Here is a 14,268-nt window from a genome sequence, read left to right as displayed (position 1 = left end):
CAGTTTATTAAACTGCGCCGACTAATTTGAAAGCACGTTGGAACATTAGTCCAGCTTCACACTTCAACTCTTTCCAGCCCATTTCCTGCTTAGTTGCGAAGTAGTGCAGCGAAGGCTAATTCCAAGTGAAGGTATCAACAAAACAACCAAACAAAATGCTATGATGCGGTCTACAAGAGCAAAGCGAACTTTCGGAGCAGTCTTTATACTTGGACTAATCATACTATCCAGCAGCACCCTCTGGGCGCAAACCGGTGATATCAAGGGGGTTGTAACGGACGCAAACGATGGTCAAAAGCTGGTTGGTGCGCAAGTGGCAATTTTAGATACGAAGATTGGAACGGTAACCAATTTGGACGGTGAGTATGCACTGCGCCGCCTAAAACCCGGTGAATACACGCTGGTGGTCAAGTATATCGGGTATAAGACCGCAACGAAACAGGTTACTGTCGAGGCGGACAAGACGGTTGAGGTAAACTTTGCGCTGCTTCCTTCGGCAGTAAGCGCAGAGGAAGTCGTTGTAACAGGATTGGCAGCAGCGACGGAAAAGCGTAAGCTCTCTGCGCCAGTGCAGTCTATTACGCCACAGATGATTCAAAACGTAACGGTACAGTCGATTGATCAGCTTTTGCAGGGGCAAATTGCAGGGGTTTCGGTGGGGATGGCTTCGGGCTTACCCGGGACAGGCTCACGCATTCAATCGCGTGGTGTGAAAAGTGCAGCTAATAACTCGACGCCTGTCTTTTATGTTGATAATGTGCGTGTCGATGTAGGCGATAACTTTGGTATCGGCACTGGCGGCACCGTAAGCTCCTCTATGGCACAGCTTGTAACAGGTGAAATTGAGCGCGTGGAAGTGGCACTGGGTGGCTCAGCGGCAACGCTCTACGGCACGCAAGCGGCAAACGGTGTAACGCAGATTTTTACTAAGAAAGGCACGCCAGGCTCCCCAACCGTAAGAGTGGTCGCAACCTTAGGTGCGGATAATCCTGAAACACGCTTCATTCAAGAAGAAGTAACGCGCAGACTCTTCTTCCAAACGGGCTTCTTCCAAAACTACACGCTAAACTTGAACGGCGGCGGTGATATTTTCACCTACAACATCTCTGCAATGGCACGTAGCACCAATGGCTTTATTACAAGAAACCAAGCAAGAGATGACCTTTACAACATAGCTTTCGGCGCACGCGCAATTTTTAATGAAAACTTAGATGCGGAGATTTCTACCTCCTTTGTGCGAAACGGCTTTAGCCGCTTCAATCAGGGGAATAACCTTCTGGCGCCGCTAGGTCAGATGGAACATGGAACCGCGTTCCGTGACCGTCGCTTTACTCCGGCAGGCACGGACAATCCCGACAGTCTTCTTGCTATCTGGATGCTGCCGGAGTATGATGAAAACGTCAATCGCGTTATTACTTCTCTGACGCTCAATTACTCACCCTTCAAGTGGTTCAGCAACCGCGTAACGATTGGCTTCGACTACAACAAGCGAGAGGCACGGTTCCTTACGCCTATTGAAGCCAGCATTGCATTCGGCTCGGCTGTGCTGGGCAGCATCACGCGCTCAGATCGAGAATTTATGCAGCCAATTATCAATTTTGCAGGGAGCATTAAGCTGCCTGAGTTAGATGTTGCCTCTATCTCGCTAAACTTTGGGGGCGAAGCCTTCCGCCAAGATGTGCGCGTGATAACTGGCTCGGGACAAAACCTTGCCGCAGGCACACGCACCTTTAACCAAGCAGGTATTGTAACAGGCTCAGAGAGTGTCGGCTCAGTGTTTCTCGCAGGTGTCTTTGGTGAAGTGCGTGCAGAAGTGCTAAAGCACATTTTCCTTGATGGAGGGGTGCGTTTTGACGGTAGCACGGCATTCGGTCGAAATGTCTCCTTCATTCCACTGGCAAGAGGAGGCATTGCAACCATTCTGTCGGACTTTGAGTTCTACCCTGCAGAGTGGAAAAAGTATGTCTCATTTCTCAAGCTGCGTGGAGCGATTGGTCAGACCGGTAACTTTCCAGCGCCGTTCCTAAGAGACCGCACCTATAGCGCGCCATCATTCTTAGGTTCTGCAGCTATTGCGCCAGCAAATCCAGGCAATCCTGACATTAAACCTGAATTTGTGACCTCACTGGAAGGTGGCATTGAACTGGGTTTCCTCGATGACCGCATTTCTTTCTCAGCAACTTACAGCTCAACCCTCACTACGGACGCGCTCTTTGCCGTGCCCAGTGACCCTGTAACAGGGTTTGGACTGGTGCAACGCAACGTGGGTAAGGTGTTCAACGGCGTCTGGGAACTCTCTATTTCCGGCAATGTCATCAAGATTACGGATTTCGAGTTCAATGCTCGAGTAAATATGGCGTTTGTGCGCAATGAAGTAACGGATATCGGCACCATCGGTGGCAGACCGATTCCGGGGTTTGGAGTCGGTGGGTTTGCCTTCTCAGGATTGTTTGTTGAGAACGGGCGTCCGATTGGAGCAATTCGTGCCAACCGCTTGGAGAGAGAAGCCGATGGCACATATCGCGGGCGTTTTATCTCTAACCAATTCAACGGTGCCCAATCCATTCCGACATACTTTGGCTCTGTAACTTTGGAAGCAGTGGTGATGCGTGATATTACGATTAGCGCACTGTTTGAATACTCGGGCGGCAATGCGCTGATTAACACGCTGCAAGTGCTAAGAATTGCAAACAACTATCCTGATGCACTCGCACGTGTGCCGGGGTATGTCTCCTTCAGTCAGAACTCGGTTGTAACGCCCGGAAACTTTGCTGCATATGGTTCATTCTTCGCAGAAGATGCGCGCTGGATTAAGTGGCGTGATATAACGGTTCGCTATCGAAATGCCTTTGGCTTCCGTGGCGCAAATCTAAGTGCGGCAATCCGAAACCCGCTGGTCATTGCGACGGCAGCGACTGGTGTCGACCCCGAAATTAACTGGGCACGTGCTGCAGGCGCACTAGACTTAGGCTCAACAGGTGGTGCAAACCTATCCCCAGCGCGGCAAATTCGGTTCACCGTGGAATACAACTTCTAAGCAACGCAAAAGAGCCTGAAAATCTGCAAAAACTAACCTTTAGGCGACATGAACAAACAAAAGTTTAGCTTCAAATCTCAGGTTTGTGCGGCCGTGCTTGTACTCATCGGAGGGAGTACAATGCTTTTCTTCAATGCCTGCCAAACTAATCCAACTGAAGTCATTAACCCAACCATCACAGATGAAGCGCTGCGTGCCTTTCCAGGTGGCAGTGCGAACCAAGTGCTGCAAGGTGTGCGCAACCAATTTTCGGCGATGATCGCAAACGTTACGCTCTACAATGCATATGTCAGTGATGACTATGTCAATATCTCAACTTTTCTTTCGCCAGTAGCCGATAACCCGCGCAATATCAATGCAGACGACATCAGCTTGCCTGCCTCGTATTCTAGCGCACAAACATTGCGGGCACAAGCGGAGTTTGCAATTACACAAATTCCGCTGGACCGAACACTCACGGCAGATCAGCGAACTAATGCAATTGCACAAGCGCGCTTTTTCAGAGGAATGGCGCTGCTGGTGCTAGCAGAGAACTTTGCGAACATTCCGCTTGTAGAGGGTGGTCCAGGGCTTACTTCAAGCCAAGTGCTGCGGGAGGCAATCAATGACTTTTTGGCTGCGTTGCCTGGCTTAGCGCTGCCGTCGCTTTTGCCATCCGGCTCTGACACACGCTTGGCAATTAACCAAGTAGCGCCGCGTCTTGCCTTAGCAAGAGCGTATCGCTTGCTGGGTCAGGCGGATAGTGCTGCATTCTATGCAAACGCCGCTCTGAACACACCGGGCAGCGCAGGCTATGTGTATCGAGCGCTCTACGATGCGCAGAATTTTACCAACGGCGTGATTCCGTTTCTGATTACACGACCAGCACGTGACTTGCAACCGTTGCCACGGCTAGACTTTTTAGATCCAAAATACACGGCGGTAGATTCACCTATCCCTGTGCTAAAAATTGAAGAAGCACATCTGATTTTGGCAGAGGTAGCGATTGCAGCAGGTAACTTTGCCGAAGCAAAAGCACAAATGAGGCGGGCAATTGCCGCTGCATTGCGCCCTGACTCAGTTGTGGGCTTCAATAGCACGAATACACGCCCGAATGTACCCGCAGTTGGAGGATTTCGACCACGCTCGGCTGACCTTTTGGTGCGAGCTGACGCAACTTCTCCAGCGATTCCAGGGCTGATTCGCACGCGCCCAGGTCTGATCAACGTTTATCCAACATCCTTTACTAGTCTTCGTGCCTCAGACATTGATGCGTTGCCAGACAACGAAGAAGAGCTGGTGCGCACGCTCTTTCTGTTGCGACAGGAGATTTTCTTCTTAGAAGGACGGCGCATCTGCGACTTGGGTATGCGCTTACCACTCTGGCGCCGCCAGTTAGATGTCAACCCGATTGGCACAGGACCTGGGTTTGACTTACCAGTTATCCCAACCTACATCCCAGGCTTTGCCAATATCAATCCCGGCACACACGACATGGACGCGTTCACGGTCTCAGGCAATATCGTTACCTGTGGTGTAGATATGAACCGTATCATAGCGCGAAACCGTGCATACCCACTGAGACGTCCATAAGCTTTCTCAGAACTTCAAAAACTTTTGGAAATGCTGAAACAAAAAAACTTGCTGCTCTTGGGGTTGGCACTGACGCTGTCTATTGCGACGGTGTCATGCTCAAACCTGCCAACAACAGGTGAGACACCTGAAATTGGTAGCATCCGCATTCTACATCTTTCTGCGAATGCCGGCCCTGTGGATTTGCTCTTGGACAATCGCGTCGTAGGCGACACCGTCTTTGCTTTCCTGAATCGAAGCGTGCCGGGCACACCGCCGCGCTTTACAGGACCAGCTGTTTCTTACTTAGGCAATACAGGATACATTGGCGTTGATGTCGGGAATCGGAATTTGAAGGTGTTTGCGGCGCCAGGTGGTGTGGCAGCGCGCCCACCCTTGCAATCGCCTGACCCACGCGTGGTGGCGCAAGTAGATGTCAATGTTGCAGCCAATCGCGCATACACCATTTTTATTTCCGATACAGTTGGGACACCGGGCGGTATTCAACCCAAAGTGGTGCAAGATGATGTGCCGAATTTCCCTGACCTGACGGTCTTTCGTGGCAGTGCACGGTTTGGTCACTTCTCGCCGAATGCCCCAGCCGTGCGTGTGCTAATTACGCGCACCAGTAGCCCGGGTATCACCAACTTGGAACTCTTTGGGGAAACGCGCTACAAGGATGTGCGCGACTTTGTGCCAATTGATACAGGCACGTTCCGTGTCGACATTGTTGCTGGCGGACAGACAGTAACCAGCGCAACACTCACTGTAGCCCCACGCCGTGTCTACACCATTCTTGCAAGAGGATTAGTTGGCGCAAGTGGTGCAGCAGCCTTGGGCGTAACATCATATCTGAATAACTGAACAAGAAAAGGTGCGCAGGAACGCCAACCTGAAAGTTGGCGTTCCGCTTTTTTAGCGACGTCTATCCAATAGGTGAGGAAGCGGGAACAGATAATTGAGGTAAGAGATGACAGGACAAGTGAGAGGTAAGCAAGGGTGGACGCTACTGGTTCTAATTCTCTTACTGCCTTGCGTAGCACTGACGCAGCCGAAACTGGCAATTCTCAAGCAAAAGCCAGCGAAGGCTTTAATAAGCGACAGCTTGTATGTGGAAGGCGTAACTGCAATGCGTCAAGCAGAATTTGCACGGGCAGCCACCCTCTTTTCAGAGGTAATTGAGAAGGACTCGCTGTATGTGCGTGCCTACCTGATGCGCGGCTACGCTAAACAATTCTTAGGTGACACGATCGGAGCCTTTGCTGACTACAATAAAGCCCTTGTCATAAACCCCCGAAACTTTGAAGCCTACATTTTTCGCGGACAGCTGGCAAGAGCAGCACGCAATTTTTCACGTGCAAATGCCGATTTTACGGCGGCAATCAGCCTGTCGCCAGATAGCGTGCAAGCCTACTTCTACCGAGCAATGGCAAGAATTGGGCTAGGGGCGCTGGAAGAAGCAATTGAAGACTTGACAACTGTAATCAACAGCAAAACCCCATTTGATGAAGCCTTCTCACAACGAGCGGCATGTTATGCCAGTCTCGGTCAGACTGAGCTGGCACTAAAAGATTATGCCGAGCTCATTCGGCGGCGTGAAGACGCTGAAGCCTACAGACTTCGCGCTGCCTTTTACCGACGCCAGAAACAGTATGGGCTGGCACTGGCAGACTTTGAGCGGGCCGTGGAGCTGAGACCAGACCACCCTGAACTGCTATTTGAAAGCGGCACACTAAAGCTCGGAATGGGAATGAAAGAAAAGGGACTGGCAGATGTACTCAAGGCGCAAAATCTGGGCTACAAGCCAGCAGCAGAGCTTCTAAGCAAGTATTACTCAAAAGACAGGACGCTGGATTCGCTGCGGGTGTATTACGCACCGCAAATTGTGGTTGAGGCACTGACGCCTGAGCAAGCGGCTGCTGTAAGGGAAATCAAGCTAATGTCTCAGGCTGGTACGAGCGTGGCGAGGGCAAATGTCGCCTCCATGCGCTCGGGTCGTGCCCAAGACCTCTTTAATCATCCTGTCTTCAAAGCAGCGCGCGTAGGGGGAATGAACCTTTTTGGCTGCAATGAAAATGCTTTGCTTTCAGCAATCTCGACAGACAACAGCCAAACATTGGGGGTTTTGGAAGGAAGTCGACTGCGTGAAGTGCCAATTCAATGTGTGGTAATACTGTTGCAGCGGCGAGCACAAATCCTGCAGGATGCCTTTGTCGTGCGGCTTGTGCAAGAGATGGCATTTCTGGTGGATAGAATCAATAATCAGATGCAGATGGCAGAGACATCACAAACGATTGACGACGCTCGGCGAGAGGCTGAAAACGCAATTCGTGAAATTGAAGAGAAGATTCAGCAGCTGCGAGAGTATATGCAAGCGAAAAATTATCCACTGACAAATTGAGAAAAGCAAAAATTCTGCTGCATTTGCAGCAGTGCTGCATACTGCTCGTTTGCACGTGTCTGGACTTTTGCGTAAATACAGCGCATTCTATCAACAGACATCGGCTCGGAGAGACTTGCTCCGTTTTTAAACGAGTTGATACGAAGACTTTATCAACAAAACAACAAACAGCGAACTATGAAGAAAGCAATACTCTGCTGCATTACCTTTTTGTGCATATGCGCGCATAGCTACGCTCAGCAGCAAACACAAACGATTTCAGGGCGCATCATTGATGCCGAAACAAAGGAAGGGCTGCCAGGTGCAGTGGTCTCTATTCCTGCACTGCGCATTGGTAGCTCGACCAACGCAAACGGCGAATACTCCTTCAGAGCCCCGATTGGCACACACATTGTTGAAGTCAAGCTGATTGGTTATGAGACCAAATCACAGACGGTTACGGTAACAGCCACAGAGCCAGTTAGGCTGGACTTTGCGCTACGTGTGAAAGCATCGCAAGCTGAAGAGGTCGTGGTGCTGGGACTTTCTGGTGAAGTTGATCGCAGTAAGCTGGGTGCGGCAGTGGGCAACGTCGCTGGCGAGCGCATCAATAACATTGCTTCACCAGCAGCGATTGATGGTCTATCTGGACAAGTTACAGGTATTCAAGTAACGCGTGCTTCAGGCGTGCCCGGTGGTTCAACCTTTATCACGGTGCGTGGTCCGAAGTCGGCACGTGGCAGCTCTGAGCCAGTCTATATTGTCGACGGTGTCATCATTGACAACACGCAAACCAGCCCAAACCAACCAGCTGTTGATGCGGGCGCACGCGCAATTGATATTAACCCACAAGACATTGAATCAATTGAAGTGTTGAAAGGTCCAGCGGCAGCGGCAATCTACGGTGCTGTAGCTGGCAATGGCGTCATTATCATCAACACGAAGAAGGGCAAATACAATAATCTCGAACGCCCAACGAAAATCAGCGCAGCAGGCTTCTATGAAACTGCAAGCCCACTTGGCTCAATTGATTTGCAAAAAGAATATGGTCAAGGTGTCAATGGCGTAGCAGGACCGAACGCCTATCGTGAGCCAGGTCCGGGTGAAACACGCGGCACGCCCGGTGGCGCATTCAGTTGGGGACCGCGCATACAACCCGGGCAGCCTGTCTATGACCAGCTCAATGGTATTTTCCGCACCCCAAATAGCTGGCAGCAGACCGTAAGTATCTCTGGTGCAACTTCATACTTTGACTACTACGTAGGCGGCACATTCGACCAAAATCAAGGCGTGTTCCGTAACTCTGACCTCAACCGCAATAACTTTCGCGCTAATGTCGGCTTTACGCTTCTGCCCGGCGTGCGCTACACCACTACAAATAACTACATCGTTTCGCAGACGCTGATTCCAACCGTTGGGAACAGTATTTCAGGTATCTACCTCTCTGCGCTGCGCACGCCGCCAGACTTTGACAATACACGTGCATATGAGCCTGACGGCTCTCAGCGCCGCTACGGTCCATATGACAACCCTATCTGGACACAAGAGAACAACTCTTACACATCGCGCCTGAGCCGATTTATCCATAACTCCGCTCTCACTTGGGACATTTACCAAAACCCTGAAACGGGTTTCGTAGCAAACTTGCGCGCTCAGTTAGGCTTGGACCGCTATGACCAAACCAACACTTATATCCTTGCACGAGGCGCAAGAGATGCGAATTTTGGTCCAGGTGGCACAGGCGCAGTGGTCAGCGACCCTCGCTTCGACAACCAACTGAATTTGGAAATAGCGGCAACGCTAAAGTATAATTTCATCAAGGACATCAAGGCGACACTGGTGGCAGGCGGTCAGTCCATCTCACTTCGCCGTGATGCTATCAACGCACAGACCAGCGACATTTCGCCTTTCTTCAGTCAACTGAACTCAGGTGCAACCCAGTTAGCCTCATCGAGTCGTCAAGAGTGGGTGATTATCGGACAGTTTGCACAATTGACACTGGACCTCTTCGACCGAATTGCCGTAACAGCCAGTGTCCGCCGCGATGGTTCCTCTGCATTCGGCACCAATCAGCCATTCTCGTTCTTCCCGAAAGCAGGCTTCTCCTACAACTTAGGTCAAGAAAGCTTTATGGAGGGCTTAAAGGGGATTGTGGATAATGTCATCATTCGTGCGGCATATGGAGAATCTGGCTCACCGCAGCAGCCTGACCCGTATGCAACGAACTTCCTCTATACTACGGGTGGCATTACCGCATCATTTGCGCGTGGCACATGGTCAAACCGCTTAGGCAATGCTGGTCTTAATGCCTCAACAGTCGGCGGTGCTACGCAAGACGTGAGACCCGAGCGGTTGGTTGAGCGCGAGATTGGTCTGAACTTAGGCTTCTGGAATAACCGCATCAATGTGGAAGCCAACTACTATATGACCAGCGTCTTTGATATTATTGTCTCGTTCCCTGTGGCACCCTCAACAGGCTATAACTCCGTGCTGCGCAATGCAGCAGCGATGACCAACGAGGGATTTGAGCTATCTATTCAGGGCACAATTCTCAACACGCCTGAAGTTACTTGGAACGCTACGCTGAACTATGCGCGCTTCCACAACATTGTAAATAGCCTCTCTGGTGCAGCACCAATTCTCTTGGGTGGCTTTGCAGGTTCTGCAGCGTACATCAACGAAGGACAGCCTTACGGTGCGCTGCAAGTCAATGGCTGGCTGCGTGACCAGAATGGTAACATTGTGCGCTCAGGCATCACTTGGGTGCAAGTCGATGCAAGTGGCAACATGGTGCGTCAAGGCGGGCGTGTCATCAGCGTGGCACCAAATGCACCGAACTCTCGCTTGGTGGTGGCAGGCGCATTCACAGCAAATGATGTGGCAAACAACGGTGCGATTACGGGACTGGTAGGAGCACCTGTGCAAGATGGGCAGCCTATCTTCGGATTTGCAAACCCATGGCCGGCTTACACGCTCTCACTGCGCAATGATTTCAGAATTTTCAAGAATCTCTCTATTAGCATCTTGTTCGATGGCGTCTTTGGCAATCGTGTCTTCAATGGCACACAGGGTGGTATGATTCGCTTTGGCACATGGGGACCGACCCGCGACCGTGAGGAGCCGGCTTTCTTCGAAGGCGAGCCAATTATCGTCGATCCAAGACGCACCACACCACTGACGCTCTTTGGCGTAACCTATCAGCCCGGACAGCAGGTACAGCGCACTGTGCTTTATCGTGGTTTCCTCGATGGCTTCGTAATTGCTGAGCCACATATTCAGGATGGCAGCTTCCTGCGCCTGCGTGATGTAACCATTCAATACAACTGGGACATCTTAAAGGACTTCGGCATTAGCCAGCTCTCCTTCATCTTCTCAGGTCGTAATCTTGCCACCTTCTTTAAGAGCTACACTGGCTACGACCCTGAGGTCAACTCTTTCGGCAACCAAAATGCACGCGGCATTGACTGGTTCCAGTTTGCGCAAATTCGCTCGCTGCGGTTTGGCGTGCAGCTAACTTATTAAGGGAGAGGTGGACAGGATTCATCTGTCCACCCCTCAAAGTAGCCCAAATCATATCGCAAAACTCAGCTTTCAGAGCATAAGGTTGAAAAACAACGGATTTCCAAAAATTTTAGAGACTCAAACACTATGAAACACCGTAGATTTAAGTTGCATCTGACTTCACTACTGATTGCAGCAATTCTTTGGCTTCAAAGCGGTTGCAACATTGATCCAAACCTCAATAACTCGCCAAATGCACCGAATGAATCTGTCATTGGCACGGTTGATGGGCTGAATGCGTTGTTAGTTGGACTAATTTCAGGAGGCGGTGATTTCTACTCTGGCGACCGAGCGATGTTCTGCTCAATTTGGACTTGGCAAATCATCAATGCTGATGGACGCACGCAGATTCTACAATGGAATGACTATGTAGAATCAACCTCGCGTGAGTTCAACCTAATCTGGCTGCAAGGCTACCAAGTGATGAAATCGGCTAATGACATTTTGCGCCTTGCGCCGAACATTGCCATGCCTGCCGAACTGCGGAATACCTATATGGGCATTGCGTTCTGGTATAAAGCGCTGGCAATCGGTGAACTTGCGGCGCTTTTCGGCTCAATCCCGATTCAAAGTTTGCAAGACGCAGGAGATTTTGTAAAGCGCTTTGACCCGCCACCGTTTGTAAGCCAAGCCGAAGCATATGCACAAGCGCAAGCTAATCTGGACTCAGCACTTGCACGCTTCACCGCAGGCACCGCAACGCTACCGCAAGACCTGATTTACGGCGGAAACCGTGCAAACTGGATTGCCGCCACGCGTTCACTCAAGGCGCGCTACTTCCTCCATGTCAAGAACTATACTGCAGCCTTAGCCAATGCAAATGCAGGACTTTCAGGGGCAGTGCCAAGTGTAAGGGCACGTGCAAACGCAGCGAATGTCAATGAGCAGGCCCTTTTTGGCACATTTCTCGCTAATGAGCAGGGGTTTCCTGTGCGCGCCGACAAATACTTTATGGACATTCTGCAAAACATTGACGAAATCTCTGGACCAAACGCTCTATCCAGAGCACCCGGTGATGACCGAAAGGAAGACGCACGAATGCGGCGCTACTTCGAAGCCCCAACCACTTCACCCGCGCGTGGCTCATTCTTCGGATATGCATATGTGCCTAACCGATTTAGTGCACGCACAGGCAACACGCAGCGCGACTCAGCTGAACGCTCTCCTGCAGGGGCCGCTTTCCTAAACCGCGCTACAGGTGGCTATGGCAATCTTGGCACTGACTTCCCAATTATGAGCGCACGTGAGACGGCATTCATTCGCGCTGAATGCCTTGCCCGAACAGGCAGCCTCGACTCAGCCGTGGCGCTACTGAACACGCTGCGAGCAGAGGGGAACTTGGGCAATTACGCCGGCCCTGTAACGCAGTTGGATGTCGTGCGTGAAATTTTGCGCCAGAAGTATATTGCGCTCTTCCTTGAAGGGCAAGCCTACCATGATATGCGACGCACCAACACGCTACCACGCCGTGCAGACGGCGGCGGGCGCGCACCGCTGCGCTTTACCTATCCAATCAATGAACGCTTGCGGCGGCCTGATGTGCCACCCGATAACGACAACCTTGTCTCAGCGCTGGTTGGGAACTCTATTCTGTAGCAGACTGAAAAATTAAATGCGAAAATGGCGCAGCAATTTTGTTGCGCCATTTTCTTTTGAAAAAGCACATTTAGAGAGTAACTCTGAAACCCTATGCGAAGCATCCGTAGATGGAAAATGCGCCTCTGCATTCTTCTTTGCGCAACGCTACTTGCAGCAGCGAAGAGCCGAGCACAGACTGCTGATGAACTGTATGCCTCTGGCTTAGCACATCTTTCCAATGAAGCATACAGCGCAGCACTGGTAGATTTCAACAAAGCAATTGCAAAAGACCCAAGCTACTGGCGCGCTTACTGGGGCAGAGCCTACACGCAGTGGCTCTATTTGCAGGATACAGCGGCAGCCCTGACCGATTACACCAGAGCAATTGAGTTAGCCCCGAATGAAGCAGACCTATACTACTACCGTGGACTTCTAAGACAGGAGTTGGGACAGCATGCGCGTGCGAATATAGACTTCACACGTGCGATTTTGCTGAATCCAAACAATGCAGACTACTTCTTTCAGCGTGGGAGAAGTCGCTTGGCCATTGAAGAGTATGCGTTAGGCATTGAGGATTTTAGCGAGGTCTTAAAGCGGGTGGCGGAGTCTAGTTCGGCATATTTTTATCGTGGGTATGCGAAACTAAGTTTAGAAAAAGCACTGGACGCTATTGAGGACTTTACCGCATCGCTCTCGCTGGTGGAGACTGCAGAAGCCTACTACTATCGTGCGATAGCTTACCGCAAACTAAGGCAGTATAACAGTGCACTAAGTGACCTGAACCGTGCGTTGCGCTTGCGCCCAGCATTCTCTGATGCATACTTTATGCGAGGCGTCGTGAAAGCAGAAATGGGACAAAAAGAGGAAGGTATTGCAGATGCGACCCTAGCACGAAAGCTAGGCTACCAACCAAAAGGCCGCAAAGCGCGAAAGATAAGCACGCTGGAGGATTCGCTCTATGTGTATTCTGCACCTGAGGTGGTGGTTGAAGCAGAGCGACCAGAGTATCGAGAGGCTTTGAGGGACACTAAGCAATTAGCTGTGCGTGGACGCAATGCCTTAGCAACGCGCATTATCAGTGTGACAGCTCCAATTACCTTTCTGCCCTCTACGCCACCCAGTCCTATCAGCTCCTTCAATACAGTTGATTGCAACAAGCAGACCTTGATGCTCAAGCGCCTCACCGAAGTCAACTTGCTATGTATCGTTCGACTCCTCAGAGAAGAAGCACGCCAGCTAAAAGATGCAGTGGTCGATAACATCATCGCACAGATTTCGGACATGGCTACCGAGTTAGCCACATTAGAAGACAATCTCCTGCGTGGTGCAATGCCTGAGACTGCAGCAGCAGTTGACCGCCAGCGACGCATTCAACTGCTGGTAAATGTGCAACAGCTAATGACAGACCTGCAGGAGCATTTAGACCGAAAGTCTGGTAAAAAAGAGTAGGCTCAATACTCACTTTTCTTCATTGACTTCAGCAGCGCGCATCATTGCCTGCATCTGTTGATGGAAAGCGTTGACGATGACATCGGCAATGATGTAATCAGCGCCATTAACGCCTGCCAGCATTGTCGTCCACTCCAAGCCACTTGCACTGCTGACCGTCATAGAGTTGTAGCGGGCAAAGTCGTGTGATTCTGCACGGGAAATAAAGTGCGCGCCGCGATTGGTCGATTTAAACGAAAGCGAAATGTCATAGAGAGCACTCGGGTTCGTAGTAGAGTTAAAAGGTGTAGCTAAATAATCTGTTGAGTATGTAATTAATCGATTTAGACGCGCGCTGGTATTCGAGGGAGAAATGCCAGATGAAGAACGTGTGGGATTGATCACGATAAGCAAAAGAGCATCGTGTTCTTCGTCAGTAGTGTATGCCGCAGTAGGCACGCCAAAGTCACTGAAGCGCGCAGACAACCGCTGAAAAACTTGCTCGCGCTGAATGAGGTTGAGACTGGGCGCAATGATTTTGAGCACAAGATGACCTTGCCGACCAGCAGTATTGATGGTTTGGGCGCGAACCGAAGCGGGAAAGAAAACCACGCTCAAAGCTGCGAGAAGAAAAAACGGGCGTCTCATAGTTTCAAGCAGGAATAGATGTTCGTGCAAAATTGTCTTCACAAAGGTATGCAGCGAAGTATAGCAAAAAGTGTTTGCTCCAAAA

The 14,268-nt window shown here is 50.7% G+C and carries 8 protein-coding genes; 7 read left to right on the top strand and 1 reads right to left on the bottom strand.

All coding sequences use genetic code 11. The features are described from left to right. The first annotated feature begins 160 nt into the window (after positions 1-160). The 7 genes from NZM05_01725 to NZM05_01695 all read left to right on the top strand — a co-directional run bounded on the left by NZM05_01725 (position 161) and on the right by NZM05_01695 (position 13,556). Positions 161-3,037, top strand: a complete 2,877-nt coding sequence (locus NZM05_01725; GenBank protein ID MCS7012339.1) for a TonB-dependent receptor — start codon at positions 161-163, stop codon at positions 3,035-3,037. Positions 3,038-3,157: 120 nt separating this feature from the next. Beyond that, a complete protein-coding gene (locus tag NZM05_01720) occupies positions 3,158-4,609 on the top strand; it encodes a hypothetical protein (protein ID MCS7012338.1) in 1,452 nt (483 codons plus the stop codon). A 30-nt stretch (positions 4,610-4,639) separates the two neighbouring features. Then, positions 4,640-5,452: a DUF4397 domain-containing protein gene (locus NZM05_01715; protein ID MCS7012337.1), complete on the top strand. Its 813-nt coding sequence runs from the start codon at positions 4,640-4,642 to the stop codon at positions 5,450-5,452. Between the two features lie 106 nt (positions 5,453-5,558). Beyond that, positions 5,559-6,989 (top strand): tetratricopeptide repeat protein, encoded by a 1,431-nt coding sequence (locus tag NZM05_01710; protein ID MCS7012336.1) that lies wholly within the window; start codon positions 5,559-5,561, stop codon positions 6,987-6,989. A 177-nt stretch (positions 6,990-7,166) separates the two neighbouring features. Then, positions 7,167-10,490, top strand: coding sequence for a SusC/RagA family TonB-linked outer membrane protein (locus NZM05_01705; GenBank protein ID MCS7012335.1), 3,324 nt, complete (start codon positions 7,167-7,169; stop codon positions 10,488-10,490). Between the two features lie 126 nt (positions 10,491-10,616). After that, the gene (locus NZM05_01700) at positions 10,617-12,125 is read left to right on the top strand and encodes a SusD/RagB family nutrient-binding outer membrane lipoprotein (GenBank protein ID MCS7012334.1); all 1,509 of its coding nucleotides are present in this window, start codon (positions 10,617-10,619) and stop codon (positions 12,123-12,125) included. Positions 12,126-12,242: 117 nt separating this feature from the next. Beyond that, on the top strand, positions 12,243-13,556 hold the full coding sequence (locus NZM05_01695; GenBank protein ID MCS7012333.1) for a tetratricopeptide repeat protein: 1,314 nt from the start codon (positions 12,243-12,245) through the stop codon (positions 13,554-13,556). A 9-nt stretch (positions 13,557-13,565) separates the two neighbouring features. On the opposite strand, the gene NZM05_01690 is transcribed toward NZM05_01695, so the two are convergent. Continuing rightward, positions 13,566-14,183 (bottom strand): hypothetical protein, encoded by a 618-nt coding sequence (locus tag NZM05_01690; protein MCS7012332.1) that lies wholly within the window; start codon positions 14,181-14,183, stop codon positions 13,566-13,568. Between the last annotated feature and the right edge of the window lie 85 nt (positions 14,184-14,268).

The sequence above is a fragment of the Chloroherpetonaceae bacterium genome, from assembly GCA_025056565.1.
Classification (GTDB): Bacteria; Bacteroidota; Chlorobiia; order Chlorobiales; family Thermochlorobacteraceae; genus Thermochlorobacter.
Note: the sequence above shows the minus strand (reverse complement) of the source record. Positions and strands in the feature narration are given on the sequence as shown.